Origin of the sequence: Colwellia psychrerythraea (genome assembly GCF_000764225.1) — a bacterium.
In the GTDB taxonomy this organism is placed as follows: domain Bacteria; phylum Pseudomonadota; class Gammaproteobacteria; order Enterobacterales; family Alteromonadaceae; genus Colwellia; species Colwellia psychrerythraea_D.
The window spans coordinates 39,819-60,789 of sequence record NZ_JQED01000003.1; the positions used below are offsets into that span (position 1 = coordinate 39,819).

At 38.0% G+C, this 20,971-nt stretch carries 14 protein-coding genes; 12 read left to right on the top strand and 2 right to left on the bottom strand.

Annotated elements, in window-relative coordinates:
- The first annotated feature begins 2 nt into the window (after positions 1-2).
- On the top strand, positions 3-3,251 hold the full coding sequence (locus ND2E_RS20970) for an efflux RND transporter permease subunit (RefSeq protein WP_223303492.1): 3,249 nt from the start codon (positions 3-5) through the stop codon (positions 3,249-3,251).
- A gap of 96 nt (positions 3,252-3,347) precedes the next feature.
- Here ND2E_RS20970 and ND2E_RS20965 read toward each other — a convergent pair whose 3' ends face one another.
- Complete coding sequence (locus ND2E_RS20965) at positions 3,348-4,244, bottom strand: glucosaminidase domain-containing protein (RefSeq protein WP_033091851.1); 897 nt, start codon at positions 4,242-4,244, stop codon at positions 3,348-3,350.
- A 211-nt stretch (positions 4,245-4,455) separates the two neighbouring features.
- Between ND2E_RS20965 and ND2E_RS20960 the strand changes: the two genes are divergently transcribed.
- From ND2E_RS20960 to ND2E_RS20950, 3 genes are all read left to right on the top strand, one after another.
- Complete coding sequence (locus ND2E_RS20960) at positions 4,456-7,386, top strand: ATP-binding protein (protein ID WP_223303493.1); 2,931 nt, start codon at positions 4,456-4,458, stop codon at positions 7,384-7,386.
- 7 nt (positions 7,387-7,393) lie between these two features.
- The gene (locus tag ND2E_RS20955) at positions 7,394-8,314 is read left to right on the top strand and encodes a hypothetical protein (protein ID WP_033091853.1); all 921 of its coding nucleotides are present in this window, start codon (positions 7,394-7,396) and stop codon (positions 8,312-8,314) included.
- 174 nt (positions 8,315-8,488) lie between these two features.
- Positions 8,489-9,418 (top strand): Dyp-type peroxidase, encoded by a 930-nt coding sequence (locus tag ND2E_RS20950; protein WP_033091854.1) that lies wholly within the window; start codon positions 8,489-8,491, stop codon positions 9,416-9,418.
- Between the two features lie 59 nt (positions 9,419-9,477).
- Here ND2E_RS20950 and ND2E_RS20945 read toward each other — a convergent pair whose 3' ends face one another.
- Positions 9,478-10,509: a hypothetical protein gene (locus ND2E_RS20945; protein WP_052056160.1), complete on the bottom strand. Its 1,032-nt coding sequence runs from the start codon at positions 10,507-10,509 to the stop codon at positions 9,478-9,480.
- 337 nt (positions 10,510-10,846) lie between these two features.
- Here ND2E_RS20945 and ND2E_RS20940 point away from each other — a divergent pair, with 337 nt between their 5' ends.
- The 8 genes from ND2E_RS20940 (at position 10,847) to mraY (ending at position 20,924) form a co-directional block, all read left to right on the top strand.
- Positions 10,847-12,655 carry an acyl-CoA dehydrogenase C-terminal domain-containing protein gene (locus tag ND2E_RS20940; protein WP_033091855.1) on the top strand — a complete coding sequence of 603 codons (1,809 nt, stop codon included), beginning with the start codon at positions 10,847-10,849 and terminating at the stop codon, positions 12,653-12,655.
- 378 nt (positions 12,656-13,033) lie between these two features.
- Positions 13,034-13,492, top strand: a complete 459-nt coding sequence (gene mraZ / locus ND2E_RS20935; RefSeq protein ID WP_033091856.1) for a division/cell wall cluster transcriptional repressor MraZ — start codon at positions 13,034-13,036, stop codon at positions 13,490-13,492.
- A 57-nt stretch (positions 13,493-13,549) separates the two neighbouring features.
- The gene (gene rsmH, locus ND2E_RS20930) at positions 13,550-14,500 is read left to right on the top strand and encodes a 16S rRNA (cytosine(1402)-N(4))-methyltransferase RsmH (protein WP_033091857.1); all 951 of its coding nucleotides are present in this window, start codon (positions 13,550-13,552) and stop codon (positions 14,498-14,500) included.
- A gap of 2 nt (positions 14,501-14,502) precedes the next feature.
- Positions 14,503-14,811, top strand: coding sequence for a cell division protein FtsL (gene ftsL / locus ND2E_RS20925; RefSeq protein WP_033091858.1), 309 nt, complete (start codon positions 14,503-14,505; stop codon positions 14,809-14,811).
- A gap of 114 nt (positions 14,812-14,925) precedes the next feature.
- The gene (locus ND2E_RS20920; RefSeq protein ID WP_033091859.1) at positions 14,926-16,704 is read left to right on the top strand and encodes a peptidoglycan D,D-transpeptidase FtsI family protein; all 1,779 of its coding nucleotides are present in this window, start codon (positions 14,926-14,928) and stop codon (positions 16,702-16,704) included.
- The gene (locus tag ND2E_RS20915; protein ID WP_033091860.1) at positions 16,697-18,304 is read left to right on the top strand and encodes a UDP-N-acetylmuramoyl-L-alanyl-D-glutamate--2,6-diaminopimelate ligase; all 1,608 of its coding nucleotides are present in this window, start codon (positions 16,697-16,699) and stop codon (positions 18,302-18,304) included. The genes ND2E_RS20920 and ND2E_RS20915 overlap by 8 nt, the downstream gene beginning before the upstream one ends.
- The gene (locus ND2E_RS20910; RefSeq protein ID WP_033091861.1) at positions 18,301-19,842 is read left to right on the top strand and encodes a UDP-N-acetylmuramoyl-tripeptide--D-alanyl-D-alanine ligase; all 1,542 of its coding nucleotides are present in this window, start codon (positions 18,301-18,303) and stop codon (positions 19,840-19,842) included. Before ND2E_RS20915 ends, ND2E_RS20910 begins: the two co-directional genes overlap by 4 nt.
- Positions 19,842-20,924, top strand: coding sequence for a phospho-N-acetylmuramoyl-pentapeptide-transferase (gene mraY / locus ND2E_RS20905; RefSeq protein ID WP_033091862.1), 1,083 nt, complete (start codon positions 19,842-19,844; stop codon positions 20,922-20,924). The genes ND2E_RS20910 and mraY overlap by 1 nt, the downstream gene beginning before the upstream one ends.
- The last annotated feature ends 47 nt before the right edge of the window (positions 20,925-20,971 follow it).

Genomic DNA, 20,971 nt, shown 5'->3' on the forward strand with positions numbered 1-20,971 from the left:
TTATGAGCTCTAGTGATTTGATAACTAATGAAAAAAATGACAGCGAAAACTTAAATAGACCTCATGCTGATATCGATACAAAAAAAGGCATTATTGCCTGGTTTGCGCGTAATACTATTGCTGCCAACTTACTTATGGTTTTTATTTTGCTTGGTGGCGCTTTAACGGCACTAACCATAAATAAACAGATGTTTCCCCAAGTAGAGTTTAACTGGATTTCGTATGCCGCGCCATATCCTGGGGCCGCACCACAAGAGGTTGAAGAAGGTATTACCATTAAGATTGAGGAAGCGCTTAAATCAGTCCAGGGTCTTAAACGAGTAATTACCTATTCGAATCGAAATTATTCCAACGGCTGGTTTGAAGTTGAGCTGGATTATGATCCACAAGTGGTACTTGAAGAAGTTAAATCAGCGATAGACTCTATTTCCAGTTTTCCTGAAGGTATGGAGCGAATCAAAGTTGAAAGAGAGAAATTTCGTCAAGAAGTGATGTACATCAGCTTGTATGGTGACTTAACTAATGGTGAATTGAAAGAGTTGGGTCGCAAAATTCATAATGAAATACAGCAACTACCCGGTATCAGTATTTCTGAGTTATATAGTGGTTTAGCTTATGAAATATCAGTTGAAGTTAGTAAAGATAAATTACGAGAATATGGTTTAAGCTTCAGAGACGTTGCTAACGCGGTACGCAGTTTTTCCCGCAATATGTCAGCGGGACAGATACGCGCAGAAAATGGATATATCAACTTACGCGTTGAAAACCAAGCCTATCGTGGTTATGAATTTGAACAAATTCCAGTGCTTACCTTAGAAGATGGCACAAAAGTCATGTTAGGAGAGGTTGCGACCATTAATGATGGTTTCCAAGAAGGATTGCAGTACTCTAAGTTTAACGGCGAAAACTCTATCACTATTTTTATTGGCGCCTCAGAGAATCAAAGTATCACGAAGATTGCTGATATTATGAATAGCTATGTTGATGATAAATCATCGGTTTTACCTAAAGGTGTTAAGTTAGAAACCTGGGTTGATTTAACATATTATCTCAATGGTCGTTTGAATATGATGCTAGACAACATGAAAAGTGGTGCTGTATTAGTCTTTTTGATGTTGGCTCTCTTTTTACGTGTTCGTTTAGCCTTCTGGGTAATGATGGGCTTGCCAGTATGCTTCTTAGGTACTTTATTATTCATGCCGATGGAGTTTATCGGTGTTACCATCAATGTTATTAGCTTATTTGCCTTTATATTGGTTTTGGGCATTGTAGTTGATGATGCCATAGTTATGGGAGAAAGCGCCCATGATGAAATAGAAGAGCACGGCCATACTACAGACAATGTTATTCGTGGTGTTAAACGTGTCGCTATACCAGCAACTTTTGGTGTATTAACGACTATTGCTGTATTTATACCTTTCCTCTTTGGTGAAGGACCATCATCGGCCTTTGGCAAAGCCATTGGTGGGGTGGTAGTTTTATGCCTGATATTCTCCCTAATAGAATCAAAACTTATTTTGCCTGCGCATTTAGTTAAAATGAAAGTAAAAAAGTTTAATTCGAGAAACCCTCTGGATAGACTTCGAGCTTGGATTGATACGAAGTTGAAAAACTTTATCGAAAATATTTATCGTCCCACTTTAGTAACCTTTATTGAATATCGATATGCAGTACTGATGTTTTTTATCAGTTTGATGTTGCTAAGTGCTGGATTATTTGGTGGTGGTTTAGTACGTTATGTGGGGCAACCTAAAATCCCTCATGATTTTCCTCGAATTAGTGTGGAAATGAACATAGATGCTTCGGAAAAATCCACCTTAAATACCCTGTTAAACATTGAAAGTATTATTTATAAAATAGATCAGGATATTGAAGAAAAATATGGCAGCTCGATGATTGCCGATATGCAGGTTGATTTACGTAGTAGAACTAATGGTCAAGTGATGGTTAAGTTAGTTATTCCAAAAGAAAGAGCGATCAATACTTTTGAACTTGCTGATTTATGGCGAAATGCTATTCCTGATTACCCTGGTGTTAAATCGCTAACCATTAGTGATAATTTCTTTGGTAGTGGCCGTGATGATGGTGATATTGCCTTTAGATTGGAAAGTCAGGATGATGCACAGCTTATGGCGGCAGCACAAGAATTAAAAACTAAACTAAATACCCTCAAAGGTGTGGGTGATGTTAATGATTCCCGCCAAACTAGTGCGAAAGAGGTGCAATTCACCTTAAAACCCCTAGCCTATAGCTTAGGCCTAACTCTAGAAGATATTGCCTCGCAAGTTAGTTATAGCTTTTATGGCTTAGAGGCACAGCGCATTTTGCGTGATAGCGAAGAAATTAAGGTGATGGTGCGTTATCCCCTTGAGCAACGCAGCAGTGTTGGCCATGTTGATAATGTTATGATTCAGGCGCCAAATGGTGCTGAATTGCCTTTATCCGAGTTAGCAGACATTACTCTGACCGATGGTGTTACTCGTATTCGCCGTGAAAATGGTAATCGAACTGTTAATGTGTGGGCATCTGTTGATGCTGAGCAAGTTGAACCCTTTGAAATAGCTAAAGATGTTCGTGATAATTTTATCCCTAACTTACTTAGAAAATATCCATCGGTAAAAAGCGAAGTATCAGGTCGTATTCAGGAAGAAATGGATGGTGCCGCGGAACAAGTTCGTGATCTATTAATTTCTATCATGATTATATTTTCACTCTTGGCAATACCATTAAAGTCCTACTCTCAAGCTTTGATGATATTAACCGTGATACCTTTTGGTATTATTGGCGCAGTGTTTGGCCACATGATATTAGGCTTAGATTTAAGTGTGTTATCCATGTTTGGTATTGCCGCTGCTTCAGGTGTGGTCGTTAATGACTCTTTAGTCATGGTCGACTTTGTTAATAAAGCAAGAAAGCGTGGAGAACGTTTAAAAGATGCTGTAATACATGCTGGAACCAAACGTTTTCGCGCTATTTTGTTAACTTCGATCACTACCTTTATTGGTTTAGTACCGATCATTTTCTTTGAAACCAGTGCTCAGGCACAAATAGTGATCCCCATGGCGGTATCACTGTCGTTTGGGGTATTGTTTGCAACGATAGTCACCTTAGTATTAATTCCAAGTTTGTATATTATTATTGAAGACCTCAAGCGATTAACATCGCGCCTTATTGCAGGAGTTAAACGATTTTTCTCAGGTGATAAACAAACAGAACTCACTGCAAAAATTGCTACGATGAAAGAGCCATAACTTAGTAAGCACTTTGTGAGTTAATATAAAATTGCGAGAGAAGAAAAGGCAAAATCACAGTAAGTTGATTTTGCCTTTTTTAATTTGGGATGAGCGCTATTTTTTGGCTGAGACAAGTTTAATTAAAATAGTTTTGGATAAATATGCCTCATCGACATCCTCTAACTTGTTATATCGGATCATAGATCGAAGACCGTCAATATAGGCTTGTCCACGTTCAGAATACTTATCTAATGTACCAGCTAACTCTAATCCTGTTATAGCTTTATTCTCTTGACGTAACTTCGCTCTTAATACGCGAAGTTTTTTATAAGCACTAGTCGTATTAATATTCAGCATATATCCTTCAACAGAATCCAGTGGACTATCAAAGCGAGCTAAGCCATAGTTGCCCAACTCTTTTCGTTGTTGTTTAGGTATCATTCCCTTACCCGAAAAATCCCATTGACCAAAAAAAGCATTACCTTCTTCGGTAAAGCGTGAGGTCGCCCACCCACTTTCCTCTGCTGCTTGCGCCAATGCTAATGATGGCGGCATAATATCAACTTGCTGCAATAATTGTTGGCGTTGGTTTTCAGTCAGAGTTAAGGGGGTATTGTTAAATAAACGATATTTTTTAGCGATAACAAGCAATGCTTTTGATGATAAGGGTGCTGATTTTACAGTTTGGCGCTCTGCAAGAATGTTCTCATTAGATATTAAAACTAAAGGTGCCATTAGTCGAAAAAACACCTGTTTTTTTTGTTTGACAGGGATCTCGCTTGATGTTTCTTTCCATCTTTCACTGACGCCTTCGAACGTTAATCTTGGTACTTCTCTAACACCGTTTTTCCAATCATTACTGGTGTAATTATGTTTTTTAAATAAGGTCATTAAGGCATCAAGAGAGCGGATTTCTACTTCGACAAATTGACTTTTAGCGTTATAGGCAATGGTGGGTTGGCTGGTAATACTTGTTAATACGAGCATTAATACAACAGATTTTTTAATCATAGAGCTATCCTTAAATGAGAAAACTGAAGTCATACCATTGTATAGGCGTAGATTTGGATTGTAGGTAATGCAATTTATTATGTCAAAATGCAAAGACGATTTAGGGATATGATGTTTTTTAATTGCAAATAATGCTATAAATAATAACCCCTTACTAATATTCGTTAGATTCAGTACCTTATGATAGCGAAAGTTGAGCTTTGAATACCTGATGATGGAACGTCTGACAAGAATAATACTGCTATTATTTTTATTCACCACAGCAAGTCTAGGGTTGGTGGATAAAACGTGGGCTCAGGATAGTCAATTAAAGAAACAACTAACCGAGATTAGCCAGAAATCAGATAAAAAATCCGCACTGGAAGAGTTAATCATTCTATATGGTTCACCAGAGCTTACTATTGGTGAAAAGGCTGAAGTATCGCTAAGTCAGGGAAAGGTACTGTTTACTCTACATCAATACAATCAGGGGATTGATGCGGTTAATAATGCTATTGAATTGGCTCAACAATCTGAGCTTTTCAGTTTAAAAGCTCAAGCTGATAAAATGTTGGGCATACTGTTTTATTATCAGGGTGAATTAAAGCGAGCACTGAAGGCATATCAAATATCTTTGGCTTATTATGATAATAACCAAATTATTGGCATGAATATGTTTGCGATTGAACGTGCCAATCTTTTGAACAATATTGCGCTCGTTTATACCTCCTTAGGACAATCAAACTTAGCATTGATAAATTATCAACTTGCTGAGCCTTTGTATGCCCGATATGGTAATGAAGAAGATAAAATTGATGTTCGATATAATATCGCTGCTTTGCTTATTAGTTTAAGGCGCTTTGATAGTGCTATCGATATACTGACCGTTGTAATAGATAAACGACAGCAATTAAAAGACGGCTATGGTGTGGCTTCAGCGAAAGCTGATTTAGGCATAGCTTACAAATATTCTGGGCAGTTTGCTCTGGCTAAGGCAAATTTATTGTCTGCACTAGAGTATTTTCAACAACATGGTTTTAAACATGATATAGCCGCACAACTACATAATATGTCTGAACTCTATAATGATATGTTTGATGTCGAGCAGGCTATGTATTATGGAAAAAAGGCCTTGATTATCAGTGAAGAAGTTGGCCACCAAAAGGCCTATGCAGGTAGTTTGCAAAGTTTGGCAAAAGCTTTTTTTTATTCTGGTAACTTTAAACAAGCTGAGCATTACATTGAACGGTCAATTGCTGTTGGTAAAAAAATTGATTACCAAATACTACTAACCGAAAACTTAGCTATTTCAGCCTTAATTAGTGCTAGCAATCAACAATTTATTAAAGCTCTTAAAGAACAGCAGCAATATGAAAAAAGTTATCTACTCACCTCTAATAATACCCTGAATGCTAAGTTGGCGGAGTTTGAGTCTGAACAACTAAATCAAAAAATCGTAGATTTAGAGCAGCGCAGAAAGCTGCAAGTTTTACAATCGGCCAAAATCGAGCAACAACGTAATATTATTATTTTACTGCTAATATTAGTTCTCGTGGTGACCTTTTTCATCTATCGCCGTTATCTTGAAAGGCGCTTAACACAAGAATTAGAGTTACGAGTAAAACAACGTACCCATGAACTGGAAGATTTGACGATAGAATTAGAAAAAGCCAATCAAGTGAAAAGTCAATTTTTAGCGAATATGAGCCATGAGATTCGTACACCACTAACAGCTATTGTTGGCCATGCAGAAGCCATTATTCATGACGATATAGATAAAGATAAAGTACAAGAAGACATCGAAGTTATTCATGGAAATAGTTTACATCTACTTGAGTTGATTAATGATATTTTGGATTTAAGTCGTATTGAAGCGAATAAATTTGAATTAGAAATTCAATCTCTTGACTTAGTTGAGTTACTTCAAGACTTATCCCACACTTTTACTCCACAAGCCCAACAAAAGCATTTAGATTTCACTATTGAGCATCAATTACCTTCACCCTTTATTATTCACGTTGATAGTTTACGATTAAAGCAAATTTTACTTAACTTATGCGCTAACGCGATAAAATTCACTGAAAATGGCCAGGTAATGCTCAGCATTAGTCGGCAAAAAGAACAACTTATTTTTACTGTTTCTGATACTGGCATAGGATTAAGTGAGGAACATTTAGCCCAAGTTTTTGAAATTTTCACTCAAGCAGATAACAGTATTAGCAGACGTTTTGGTGGCTCAGGGCTTGGACTGACTTTATCAAATCAGTTAGCAAAATTAATGTCTGGGAATATAGAAGTAAGCAGTGAATTAGGCAAAGGAAGCTGCTTTTGTTTAACACTCCCTTATCAACATGATAGTAATGACAGTATAGCGCCTTTAGTTGCTTCGCCTGCTATGGATAGTAGCGAAGTATTTTTTAGTGGGAAGATATTGCTGGCTGAAGATCACGATGACAATAGGCGATTGATCGCCCGCTTATTAACGAGCTTAGGGCTGGAGGTCATTGTTGCCAGTAATGGTAAGGAAGCGGTGACACTTTGCGTGGCACATCAACCCGACTTAGTGCTTTTGGATATTCAAATGCCAGAAATGGATGGCGTTGAAGCGTTTAAAACCCTGCGAGCTTTAGGGTGTAATCAGCCTATTTATGCTTTAACGGCGAACGCTATGTCTCATGAGGTTAGCCAATACTTGGGACTTGGTTTTACGGGACATTTAAAGAAACCGATAGAAAGAAAACATTTTATCGCTACTATCGCTAAATATTTAACGAATAAACCAAATAAAAGCGCGCAAATTAACTCACAAGATAACTTAATAAGGCAAGCGTTTTTAACCAGTGAGCTTATTAATAAAGCTGAACAAAGCCTCTCTCAGGTAGATTTAAGTGACTTAATTGCTGAATTTAAAGTCAATCTTAGTAAAGATAAAGAAGAGCTTATTCGTTATCGAGATAAAGGGGATATTAAAGCAATAGCTTTACTTGCTCACCGCTTAGCTGGAGCTGCACAAATGTTTGGCTTTATAGAACTTAATCAGGCAGCAAAAGAGTTAGAGACTATAATTAGAAAAGGATCAATGACAGATAAGCCAGAGCATGAATTGATTGGTGAGTTGACCCATTGTTTAGTAGATGAAATTAACTTGATAGAGCATCAGTAGAATACCTATGGTAAAACAATTTTCTTATTCCCAAGCATTGTTGGCTCTAGCCATTGCTCTGTTAGCATTGTCTTTATTTAAATTTACAATGCATGTGCCAGCTATTATCAGTGCCATTGAGAAAACGACAACAACAGTAGATTTAGTGAGTCCTAAAGTGGATGACATTGTTAGTGAAGTAGCTTTAGTGAGAATTGAAGTAAGCAAAGTGAGAAATTTAGTCTCTCAACAAACGCCTGCTATTTTATCACAAGTTGAAGCGACTCTACCTGTCGTACAACAAGTCATCGTTGAAAGTGAATATTACTCACGCCAATTACCAAGGTTGCTAGATCAAATAGCAAATATTGAACAGCAAGTAGAAGAATTGCAAGCTTCTATGCCAGCGATACTAAAGCGTGTTGATGATGTTGTTATAACGACCAATAATACCACTGAAGAGGTTGCTCGTTGGCGACCTCACTCCACTCATTATTTAAAGGAAATCGAGCTCTCCAGAGAATATATTCCAGAATACCTTTCACGCATTGAAAATACTGTCGCTGATGCTAAAACCGTCGGTTCAGAGGCGAGTAGCGGTTTAGTTTCTGGCTTTTTTAAAGGTGTGATTAACTTGCCATTTGAAGTGGTTTCAGGTTTAACTGGAATTGTCGATGCTGACTCTCGTTCTGCTAAGTATTTAACCGCTCGAGATATTGCACTTATGCAAGAAAAAGTAGTGGCATTACTCAATGACAGCAACCAAACAAAGTCAGTTTGGCAAAATGTTGAAAGTGGTAATCGCGGCACTATTATTAAGGGTAAAAAGACGACTAAAAATAAGCAACAATGTCTAATGGTTACCTTTAATAACAGCTTTGGCGATGAAAAAGAAACACTAAAAGAGTTAATGTGTATTAATGATAAAGGGTTATGGAAAGTTATCTAGCCCAGACTAGTACGAATTGTGAACTATTGATAAGTTGAACCTTTGATTCTGATTTATTTTCTCTACGCAAAACAAGAGCATAAACGTAACTAAACTGGTATAACATAATATTTATTGTGTACAATACGGTCAATAAAAGTTTGTATTCTAAAATATGTTAAATAGGAATGGAAAATGGCTAGAGAACAATTTGGTATTTGCGCTGAACCAAACCTTCATGGGAATTATTTATTATTCAATGCACTAGATGATAAGAATGCTTTTATTCGTGCGGCGATATCTCGTTTGCCTAAGCTATTTGATAACTATTCTGAGCAGTTTTCAGAAGCCAACCTTATTGGGGTTGTTGCTATAGGCGATGCATATTGGGATGAGTTTTATCCTGAAGCACGTCCCGCATTGTTAGCGCCATTTCCTACCATGCATAGTGATGACAGAGTTGCCCCGACAAACAGTTATGATATTTATATTGAAATTCGCAGTGACCGTGCTGATGTTAATCATATTGTCAGCACTAAAGTGTGCCAACTACTCGGTGATAGTGTTGAGTTAATAGAGCAAGTGCAAGCGTTTAGGTTTTTAGACGGCAGAGATTTAACTGGCTTTGTTGATGGCACAGAGAACCCTCAAGGTTTGCATCGTCGAGACGTTGCCTTGGTTAAAGCACAAGATGATATTAATTTTGTCGGGGGGAGTTATTTACACACTCAACGCTATCAACATAACTTAACACTTTGGAACTCTCTCGCTGAACATGAACAAGAAGATGTTTATGGTCGAACTAAATTAGATAATGTTGAATACGATAGTGATGATAAGCCGCTTACAGCACATACTAAACGCACGAGCCTTAAAGATGAACAAGGCAATAGCATTGAAATCGTAAGGCAAAGTATGCCTTATGGTGATATGAAGCGAAAAGGCTTATTTTTCGTTTCGTATTGCCAATCACCTAAGCCCTTCGAAATTATGCTCAAAAGCATGATTTACGGAGATGGCCATGGTAATTCAGATCATTTACTTAAATATACTCAAGCGGAAACGGGTAGTGCCTTTTTTGCGCCAAGTTTGACTTTTCTTGCTCATGTTGCAGATATTGATTAACGTTTGATTTCCTAACTAAAGCCTAATTTAGTAAGATTCGTGCTGTGGCTAGTGTTTGTTTATTTTACGCTAGTTTCAGCTTTCTGCGCAGATAATACTTCATGATAATCCTGAGCAATATAATGTCCTTGATTGATGGCTAACTCCGACTCTGGGGCTATTGTCCCTAAAGGCAACAAAGCTGGGCCCGTCGGCTCAGCTAATAAGTAATTTACGTTATTATGGGTAATGGTTACTTCTCCCGGTTCTCCTTGAATATTGATACCAATAAAAGCATGACCCTCAATATAGATTAACGCCATATCAATTCGCGGCATTAATGCTCTTAATAAAGATGCCGTTAGTGTCATTTTACTATCGCAATCTCCCTGATTTTCCCATAGAAGCTGTAAAGGGGGATTAAAACCAGCACCAGATGAAGTAAGACGAGATTCTAAAGGGTTATAAGGAATACTTTGCACAAAACCTAAAACATAGTTAGTGACTTTTCGAATATTCTTAATGGATACATGCTCTAAAATCAGTGGTTTTAATGGTTTTAAATCTAAGACCGAATCATTAGCGATTCTAACATGATCGACTTTAATACCAGTTACCTGATCATGGTTGGTAAACGCTTGATAATAATTATCTTCAAAATACTGCTGTCTCACCTCTTTTTCTAGTAGCGCTAAAGTTTGATAAGCTTCTGCTACTTTACTACTGTCTGAGCCCTTGGCTTCAATGAAAAAACTGTCTTGTTGTTGTCGATAAAAAATCTGAACACCTTGTATAGGGGTTTGTTGCATTTTTTTCTTAATACGCTTGAGGATTGTTTTTTGAGCATAACTCTTCTGATATGTTTTAAAGCTTCTAAAACGTTCAAATAGTCCTTCTTGATTGAGGTTAAAGCTCATTGTCTGTTTGGCTTTTGTGTAATCGAGCCATTGATATTGAAAATGATACTCTTGCCCCACTTGAGTTTTACGAAAACTTAGCTGCTGTGCCTGTGTTTGACTAATACATAATAAAAGGGCAGCTATTGAAAGCGGAAGATGAAACTTTTTAAAAAGGGCAAAAGGTAAGTCAGGCATCACGTCAATTTCACTCATTAATACAGGTTTTCAAAATTATTGTCATTTTCATTAGTTTGTATACATATTTTTTCGAATGGCAATTACACAGTCAGGTTTAACTATCCACTTTATTGGTAAAATGTACAAACTCTAAGTAAGACATTAACTTAATTTCAAGGATAATAGCAAAGAGCGTTCAAAGTTCTAACCAGTAAATACCTTTAATTCTTTTAGTAATCTCTGCATAAGATAAAAAATAGCCGGCTAATGTTCAATATAGCTTTACATTTTTACGATTTATATTATTATTCAAACAAGTGTTTTAATTGTGTGTTTAGCACGCAGAAATCCAAATTTACTAAGGGAAGTCACCATGGCTGAGTATAAAGTTCCGTTAAATGATATGAGTTTTTTGCTTTACGAAGTATTTAAAGCAGATGAAATGTGGCAAACATTACCAAAACTAGCGGAGCAAGTTGATAAAGATACTGCTCAAGCTATTTTGCAAGAGTGTGCCAAAATTGCAGAACAAGAACTTGATCCTATAGCTCGACAAGGTGATGAAATTGGGGTGAGTTTTAACGACGGAGTCGTTACCACGGCTCCTGGTTATAAAGAAGCCTTTAATACTTATGCTGAAGGCGGTTGGACTGCTCTTGGCGGTGATGTCAGCTATGGCGGCATGGGCATGCCTAAAATGTTAACGGCAATGCATGAAGAAATGTTATGCAGTGCTGACATATCTTTTGCACTTTATCCCGTCCTTACTGCAGGTGCTGCACTATCACTAGCAAAACATGGCAGTGAAGAATTAAAGGAACGTTATTTGACACGAATGTATGCAGGTGACTGGTCTGCATCTATGTGTTTAACAGAATCACATTCAGGCTCAGATCTTGGTATTATTCGAACCAAAGCCATCCCACAAAATGATGGCAGTTATAACATTACCGGTAACAAAATATTTATCACAGGTGGTGAGCATGATCTGACTGAAAATATTGTTCATTTAGTCTTAGCTAAATTACCTGATGCACCAGCAGGTCCCCGTGGTATTTCTCTGTTTTTAGTGCCTAAGTTTAATGTTAATGATGACGAAACACTTGGTGAATTTAATAATGTGAGTTGTGGCTCTATAGAGCATAAAATGGGTATCCATGCCTCAGCAACTTGTGTAATGAATTTTGATGATTCAAAAGGTTTCTTAATTGGAGAGCTAAATAAAGGTCTAGCTTGTATGTTCACTATGATGAACTTTGAGCGTATTGGTGTAGGCATCCAAGGTTTAAGTGCTGCGGTACGTTCTTATCAAAATGCGTTAGAGTATGCAAAAGATAGACTGCAAGGAAGAGCGCTAGACAGTAAAACTAATGGTGTTAAAAATCCTGATCAAGAAGCGGATTCTATCATGGTTCATGGTGATGTTCGTCGCATGCTTTTAAATATGAAAGCTCTAAATGAAGGATCACGTGCTCTTTCTAGTTATATTTCTATGCAACTTGATTACGCAACTTATGGTGAAGGGGAAGAGCAGACTAAAGGTGAAACTTTAGCGGCACTGATGACACCTATTGCCAAAGCATTTTTTACTGATTTAGGGTTCGAAAATACGGTTGCGGGCCAACAAGTTTTTGGTGGCCATGGTTACATTCGTGAATGGGGCCAAGAACAATTGGTACGTGATGCGCGCATTACTCAAATATATGAAGGAACCAATGGTATTCAAGCCATGGATTTATTGATGCGTAAAGTAGCAGGCTCTAAAGGCGCTATGCTAAAAGTGTTTACAGATGAAGTGAATACTTTCATTGAAAGTAATGCAAATGATGAAGCTATGCGTGAATTTATTACACCGCTAACAGCAGCGGTCACTGATTTAACTGAGTTAACGAGTGACTTATTATCTAAGTCACAAGATGATATTAATGAACTCGGTGCATCTGCAAATGATTATTTACATGTCTTTGGCTATACAGCGATGGCATTCGTATGGGCAAAAATGGCACAGGTCTCTTTGTCACAGCAAGATAACAATGGTGAAAGCGGTAAAGATTTCTATCAAAGTAAATTACATACTGCTCGTTACTTTTTTACTCGACTATTACCACGTCGAATTTCATTAATTGCATCAGCAAAATCAGGCAGTGAATGTTTGTTTGCTATTGATGATGAGTTATTTTAAGCCTATAAAATAGCTTCTGTTAGGGGACGTTTTTTCTTTCTGGAAAAACGACCCCTAATTTTTCACCTTAATCACCCCTGTCGCTAAAAATAGACACCATTTCACTAAAAAAAATAAATAATTTTCCTTTTTTGGGATAACTTGCCACAAAAGCCCACGATTTCATCCACTTCCTCACAAGGCCTAATTTTACTGGTGTTTTAGCCAGTGTCTGTACTTTCATTTTTCATTTTCGTCACTTGACAGATCGTTGCTTTTTTCACTAAACTGTAGCAATGTGGAAAAAAGTGGGGAAATGTGGATCTTACATGGTAATTAGATAGCACATTCTTAATCAACTGTTTGTTTATTGTTCAATAGAGTGAAGTAACAACAACTATGTTTAGAGGCACTAGCGCTATTACGCTTGACAGTAAAAATAGGATCACGATACCGACCAAGTATCGTGAAGAGCTATTTGCTGATTGCCATGGAAAAATGGTCTGTACAGTTGATATTCAACATCCGTGTTTATTACTTTACCCACTACCCGAATGGGAAGAAATTGAACTGAAACTGTGTAATTTATCAAGCATGAACCCACAGGAGCGATTGTTACAGCAAGTCATTTTGGGCAATGCCAGTGACTGTGAGATAGATAAAAGCGGTAGGTTATTAATAAATGGACCTTTGAGACAACATGCTGGCTTAGAAAAAAATGTCATGCTTGTGGGTCAATTGAAAAAATTTGAAATTTGGCATGACACAGCATGGCAGGCGCAAATGCAACAGGGCATTAGCAAAATACAATCGGGCGAAATTGAATTGACTGAACGCTTACTAGACTTATCACTTTAGTTTTATCAAAGTCACTTTTTAAAAATAATGCGTTAACAAGGGTTATAAAAATATAACATGGAATTAGATACCACTCATATCTCAGTGCTGCTCAATGAAGCCGTAGATGGTTTAGCTATAACCGATGACGGTTGCTTTATCGATTGTACTTTCGGTCGCGGCGGTCATTCTACCGTTATTCTTTCTAAATTGTCTGACAATGGTCGCTTAATTGCCATTGATCGCGATCCTACAGCAATTATTGCTGCTGAAAAATTCAAAGATGATTCTCGTTTTTTAATTGAACACCAAGGGTTTGCTGCGTTAGCTGATATTGCCGAAAAGCATGAGTTAATGGGTAAAGTTGACGGGATTTTACTTGATCTTGGCGTTTCTTCTCCCCAACTTGATGAAGCTGAACGTGGCTTTAGTTTTATGAAAGATGGCCCTTTAGATATGCGTATGGATACAAGTAAAGGTCAAACCGCTGCAGAATGGTTAGCTGTAGCGGACGTAGAAGACATCACTTGGGTATTACGTACCTTTGGTGAGGAAAAACATGCATGGCGAATTGCTAATGCTATTGTTGATACCCGTGATGACGCGCCATTAACGAGAACAAGTCAATTAGCTAAGCTAATCAAAACAACCGCCCCGCAAAGGGAAATAAAAAAACATCCAGCAACTAGAAGCTTCCAAGCTATCCGTATGTATATTAATAGTGAATTGGATCAAATTGAGAAAGCACTCGCAGCATCGCTTGATGTGTTAGCTGAGGGGGGACGCTTGGTTGTTATTAGTTTTCACTCACTTGAAGATCGCTTAGTTAAACAATTTATGAAAAAACATTCGCAAGGTAAAAAAGTACCCAGAGGCTTACCTATCAGTGAGGTTGAATTGAACAAAGGTAAAAAGCTCTCTTTGATTGGTCGTAAGTTAAAGCCGAGTAAAACAGAAGTCGAAGAAAATGTGCGTTCTCGTAGTTCAGTATTACGTGTGGCAGAACGTTTAGCGAGAAATACTGATTAATTATGGCTGCGCGTGCCTTAGTCTTTGATATTTGGCAAGATATTGTCCGTTATAGTGTTACTTATATCTTGCTGTTATTTGTCGTGTTGTCTGCATTTTCTGTTATTTATTACAGCCATGTTAATCGACAGACAACCAGTGAACTTGAAATTCTATTATCGCAAAAAGATGAGTTAAATATTGAATGGCGCAATTTATTATTAGAGCAAAGTAGTTTGGCAGAACATAGTGCAATTGAGAGTAAAGCGAAAAATCTATTGGATATGAAGCGCCCGAATGGGAATTCAGAAGTAATTGTTACTTTAGAATAAGAAAGTTAGCGATGTTACTTTTTAGCAAAAAAAGTTTGTGATCCAGAAAAGATAGAAAATTTTACTCAAATTTGAGTCAGACAATAGTGAAACAATAATATAAATGAGAACGGTGTGAATAAAAAATCAGCCAAAAACAATAACCCACTAAATACCGCGCCATGGCGTTATTATTTAGTGCTGGCTTTTGTTGCGCTTATTTATATTAGTTTGATGGCTCGAGCCGCTTATATTCAAATTATTGAACCGGAAATGCTCAAAAAACAAGGCGACTTACGTTCTTTACGCGTTGCTTCTAATACGGTTCAACGTGGTTCAATTGTTGATCGAAATGGCGCCGAACTTGCCATTAGTGTCCCTGTTGAAACTGTCTGGGCTGATCCTAAAATCATTATGGACAATAATGCCATTTCTATGACTAAACACTGGCAAGCGCTCGCGGACGTTCTTGACCAAGATATAAATAAACTTATCGCACGTGTCGTTAAAAACCCGCGTAAACGTTTTATTTATTTAGAGCGTAAAATTTCGCCAGCCATGGCCAGTTACATCAAAGAGCTAAAAATTCCAGGAATACATTTACGTAAAGAGTCAAAGCGTTTCTATCCTACTGGCGAAATCAGTGCCCACCTTATTGGTTTTACTAATGTTGATGATAAAGGTATTGAAGGTATTGAACGCATGTATGATGAGTTACTCACAGGGACAGGTGGTGCTAAACGCTTTAGAAAAGATGCCAAAGGACGAAAAATTGAAATTATTTCTGTTGAAGAGCCAGAGCAAGCGCAAGATATAACGTTAAGCATCGATCAACGTATTCAAGCTATTGCTTATAAAGAACTAAAAGGCGCTGTGCAGGCTTTTAAGGCAACTTCTGGTTCGGTAGTGGTTGCCGATATTCACACTGGCGAGATATTGGCAATGACCAATAGTCCATCGTACAATCCGAATAACCGTCGAAATACAGCAATTCATCGCTTTAGAAATCGTGCTATCACGGATATCTATGAGCCAGGCTCTACCATGAAACCTCTCACGGCGTTAACAGCATTAGAATTTGGCTCAGCTAAAGCTGACTCTATCATTAATACGAGCCCCGGCTGGATGCGCTTAGGTGGGCGTCGAGTGAGTGATCCAATTAATCGAGGTAAATTGTCGATTGAAGATATCCTTGTTACTTCGTCAAACATGGGAACCACTAAATTAGCGCTATCAGTGCCCAAAGACTATTTGTTGAATAAGTTTTTTGATGCTGGGTTTGCTGATGATACTGGCACTAACTTAGTCGGTGAAAGTGCTGGCATGATGCATGATAGAAGTCGTTGGTCTAAATTTGAATTAGCAACACTATCTTGGGGAGCGGGACTCGCCATTACACCCGTGCAATTAACGCGTTTTTATATGGCACTTGCCAATGGCGGAATAAAACGTCGATTAAGTATTGTTAAAACCACAGATAAAACTACTGATTCAGAAGATCAAGAAAGAATTTTTTCTGCGAAAAGTAGCCTCGCAGTAACTCATATGCTCGAAGCTGTTGTTGATGAACACGTACCGAAAGCAAAAATTGATGGCTATCGTGTTGGAGGGAAAACGGGAACGTCGATTAAAGCCGTTGCTGGTGGTTATGGTAATGATTATGTTGCACTATTTGCCGGAGTCGCCCCCATTTCTAATCCTGAAGTTGTTGTTGTTGTGGTTATTAATGAACCAAGTGGTGATCTTTATCATGGGGGCGAAGTCGCAGCTCCTGTCTTTTCCCGAGTGATGAAAGGTGCTTTACGAGTACTTAATGTCGCACCAGATGCACAAAGATCACGCACAGCTAGTAAGCATATTAAACTGACTCATCCAGAGCAAAAATTAGCAGAATTAGGAGAGCATAATGTCTAAACCTGCTACACAATACATAGCCGCTTGTTTAGCTCAATATTCCATTACTGTCCCGAACTCTATTGATTTAAGTAGCTTTTATGGTGATATTCATAACGATAGTCGCGCTGTTGTTAAAGGTGATATTTTCTGCGCCATTATTGGCCACGATCAAGACGGTCGCCAATATATTGAGCAAGCAATACTAAAGGGGGCTAAATTAGTGATTGCTGAGTGTGAGGATATTAACGAACATGGTGATGTTACTTTTACGCCAAGTGACAATAAGATAGCAATTATTAAGTTCTATCAACTTAACCAACATTTATTTTCTCTAACAAAAAGTTATTATCAAGCGCCGCAAAATAATATGACCTTAGTGGGTATTACCGGTACTAATGGTAAGACGACTACTAGCCAGCTATTAGCCCAGATGCTTAGTGCTTATGATAAGCCCTGTGCTGTTATTGGGACCAATGGTGCAGGCCCTTTACAAGATTTACAGCCGATAGAAAATACTACGCCTGGTGCGTGTGAGCTACACCAATTATTCAACCGTTTTAATGACGAGCACTCTGTTCATGGCAAGTTTAGCTATGTAACTATGGAAGTATCTTCTCATGCTTTATCACAAAAACGCGTGCAAGCAGACTTATTTGATATAGCAGTCTTTACTAATTTAAGCCGAGATCATCTTGATTACCACGGTTCTATGGCAAGTTATGGTGAGGCAAAAAAACAAATTTTTACTGCTGAGAGTCATCAAGTTGCGGTAGTTAATTATGATGATGAGCAAGCACAAACATGGCTAGAAAATTGGCCTGAGCAACAAACTCTTTGGCTGTATAGCCGCGAACAAAATATTACCACTCATAAGCAGTTTGTTATGGCTGAAAATATTAACCACCACAGCCAGGGTGTATCTTTTAGACTCACTAGCCATTTAGGCAATATTGAAATTACTAGTCCATTGTTGGGCGACTTTAATATTGATAATTTATTAGCGGCTATCAGTGTACTGCTTATTCAAGGTGTACCATTAAGTGAACTGCCAGATTTAGTAGCCCAAGTGAATGCTGTTGCAGGGCGCATGGAGGCTACTAGTGCTAAAAATTTGGCGACAGCTGTCGTCGATTATGCTCATACCCCTGATGCGTTGGATAAAGCCTTAAAAGCTTGCCGTCAACATTGCTCTGGTGAGCTTTATGTTGTTTTTGGTTGTGGCGGTGACAGAGATAAAGGCAAAAGACCTTTAATGGCGAAAGCTGCGGAGAAGTATGCCGATTATTTGGTTGTCACCAATGATAACCCCCGTAGTGAAGATGCTCAGTTAATCGCCAATGATATTGTCGATGGTTTTGCTAATCCAGATGCAGAGAAAATAACTATTATTTTAGAAAGAGAACAAGCGGTATTGAACACCCTAAAGAAAGCAAAGTTTGGCGATATCGTCTTGTTGGCAGGTAAAGGCCACGAAGATTATGTCATTGTTGCAAAACATGATGAACAGGGCGCAATCATTGGCACTCAAAAATTAGCTTATAACGAACGTTTAGTCGTGCAGAGTTTTTATCAAAAGCATGCCGACATAGCTACATTATCAAATGAGGCAAATTTATGATTACGATCTCACTGACTATGTTAGCTAGCGTGACTGATGGTGAACTTCTAATACCTGAACAAAAAGCTGAGTTAATTCCGGATGTTTTTACTATTAATCAGTTGGTTACTGATAGTCGGGCTATCGAAGAACATTCTGATAAAGATATAGCATTTTTAGCGCTCAAAGGACCTAGCTTTGATGGCCACCGTTTTGCTCAGCAAGTTATCGAGCAGGGCTGTCAATTACTCATTGTTGATCATCAATTGGAGGCAGTAAAAAATGTCGTGCAATTAGTTGTCAATGATACGCGTATTGCTTTAGGTCAAATAGCCGCCTTTGTAAAAAATGAAGTCTCTCCTAAAACGGTAGGTATTACTGGTAGTAGTGGTAAAACTACCGTGAAAGAAATGGTTGCGGCTATTTTGTCTCGATTAGGTAATGTATTAGCAACCAATGGTAATTTTAATAACGACATTGGCGTACCTTTAACATTACTTCGCTTAGAGCATAGCCATGACTTTGCAGTGATTGAAATGGGCGCTAATCATATGGGGGAGATTGCCTATACCACTGCGTTAACTCAGCCAGATGTCGCCGTCATAAATAATATTGCAGCAGCACACCTTGAGGGGTTTGGCGATTTATGTGGCGTAGCTAGGGCAAAAGGGGAAATATTCTCTGGTCTTGGCGAAAATGGTGTTGCCCTTTATAACCAAGACACTAAGTATACTAGTAAATGGCAATGGCGCTTAACGGACAAAACGGTCCATACCTTCTCTTGTGTTAATAAAGCTGATTGTTATAGCGAAAATGTCAACTTAGACAAGAATGGTTGCGCAACTTTTACTTTACACACCCAGCAAGGTCATTGTGATGTCACATTACCCGTACCAGGCAAGCATAATGTGTGTAATGCGGTTGCTTCAGCTGCAATTGCGATAGAGTTTGGTGCTAGCCTTGAAGGTATCCAGTTAGGTTTAGCGCAAATGAAACCGGTAAAAGGTCGATTGAACTTACATCACTTTGAAAATAAGCAAACAGGCTGCAGTATAAAGCTTATTGATGATAGCTATAACGCTAACCTTGAATCAGCCAAAGCGGCAGCACAATTATTATCAAATTATCCAGGTAAGCAATTACTTATTCTAGGTGATATGGGCGAATTAGGCAGTGAAGCACGCAGCTATCATCAAGAGGTTGGTATATTTGCTAAGCGCTTGAAGTTAAATAGCCTATTGTCGTTAGGGGTGCTAAGCCAAGCGGCCAGTGATGCTTTCGCCAAAGACAATGATAACGATGAGCATAGTCAACATTTTAATCAAAGAACTGAGTTATTAACTCATTTATTTACCTTATTGAATAAGCAATTATCTGTTGGCCAGCAAGATATTGCTATTTTAGTTAAAGGCTCTAGAAGTGCACATATGGAGCATGTAGTGAAAGAAATTCTTGAATGGTTCGAACAAATGAATGTTCAGAAAGATATCAATAATGACCTAAGAACTAGCACAGAAAATATTGCTAGTGATGATCAAAGTAAAGAAGGTATGGCTTAATGTTATTGTGGTTAGGTGAGTATTTAACTCAATTTTATTCTGCGTTTAATGTTTTTTCTTATTTAACATTTCGCGCCATTATTAGCACGCTAACCGCGCTGTTTATCTCATTATATTTTGGTCCTAAACTTATTCGTTATTTGCAAAAAATGCAGATTGGTCAAACGGTAAGAGATGATGGCCCTGAAAGTCATTTATCTAAATCAGGTACACCAACTATGGGAGGGCTGTTAATACTCGCTTCCATTGTTTTCAGTGTTTTATTATGGGCAGACCTAAGTAATATTTATGTTTGGGTGGTGTTATTTGTCATTGTGAGCTTTGGTGTTATAGGCTTCGTGGATGATTATCGCAAGGTTATACGTAAAGACTCTAACGGTTTAATTGCTCGCTGGAAATATTTTTGGCAAACCATTATTGGTTTAAGCACTGCTATATTTTTGTATTATATTGCGCAAAGCCCAACAGAAACGGCACTATTAGTACCTTTTGTGAAAGAGTTATTACCGCAGTTAGGTATTTTTTATGTAGTGATGAGTTATTTTGTTATTGTTGGCACTTCAAATGCCGTTAACTTAACGGATGGCCTTGATGGTCTTGCTATTGTACCTACCATAATGGTTGCCAGTGCTTTTGCCTTATTTGCCTATGTTACAGGTAATGTAAACTTTTCTAGTTATTTGAATATTCCACATATTGCTTTAACCAGTGAATTAGTTGTTGTTTGCACTGCAATCGTTGGTGCGGGGTTAGGTTTCCTGTGGTTTAACACGTATCCAGCACAAGTCTTTATGGGAGATGTAGGCTCTCTTGCATTAGGTGCGGCACTTGGCGTTATTGCGATACTTGTTCGCCAAGAGTTAGTTTTATTCATTATGGGCGGTGTCTTCGTTATGGAAACCGTTTCGGTTATTTTACAGGTTGGCTCATATAAAATGCGTGGTCAGCGTATTTTCCGTATGGCGCCAATTCATCACCATTACGAATTAAAAGGTTGGCCAGAGCCGCGAGTTATTGTGCGCTTTTGGATTATTTCATTGATATTAGTACTGATTGGTTTAGCGACCTTGAAGCTACGTTAATAGCGTTTATAGAAAGAACGTTAAGAAAAATAGGATATATTTAAATA

Coding starts and splice junctions, on each gene's coding strand:
- ND2E_RS20970 (WP_223303492.1), top strand. CDS start 3: ATGAGCTCTAGTGATTTGATAACTAATGAAAAAAATGACAGCGAAAAC.
- ND2E_RS20965 (WP_033091851.1), bottom strand. CDS start 4,244: ATGATTAAAAAATCTGTTGTATTAATGCTCGTATTAACAAGTATTACC.
- ND2E_RS20960 (WP_223303493.1), top strand. CDS start 4,456: ATGATGGAACGTCTGACAAGAATAATACTGCTATTATTTTTATTCACC.
- ND2E_RS20955 (WP_033091853.1), top strand. CDS start 7,394: ATGGTAAAACAATTTTCTTATTCCCAAGCATTGTTGGCTCTAGCCATT.
- ND2E_RS20950 (WP_033091854.1), top strand. CDS start 8,489: ATGGCTAGAGAACAATTTGGTATTTGCGCTGAACCAAACCTTCATGGG.
- ND2E_RS20945 (WP_052056160.1), bottom strand. CDS start 10,509: ATGAGTGAAATTGACGTGATGCCTGACTTACCTTTTGCCCTTTTTAAA.
- ND2E_RS20940 (WP_033091855.1), top strand. CDS start 10,847: ATGGCTGAGTATAAAGTTCCGTTAAATGATATGAGTTTTTTGCTTTAC.
- mraZ (WP_033091856.1), top strand. CDS start 13,034: ATGTTTAGAGGCACTAGCGCTATTACGCTTGACAGTAAAAATAGGATC.
- rsmH (WP_033091857.1), top strand. CDS start 13,550: ATGGAATTAGATACCACTCATATCTCAGTGCTGCTCAATGAAGCCGTA.
- ftsL (WP_033091858.1), top strand. CDS start 14,503: ATGGCTGCGCGTGCCTTAGTCTTTGATATTTGGCAAGATATTGTCCGT.
- ND2E_RS20915 (WP_033091860.1), top strand. CDS start 16,697: ATGTCTAAACCTGCTACACAATACATAGCCGCTTGTTTAGCTCAATAT.
- ND2E_RS20910 (WP_033091861.1), top strand. CDS start 18,301: ATGATTACGATCTCACTGACTATGTTAGCTAGCGTGACTGATGGTGAA.
- mraY (WP_033091862.1), top strand. CDS start 19,842: ATGTTATTGTGGTTAGGTGAGTATTTAACTCAATTTTATTCTGCGTTT.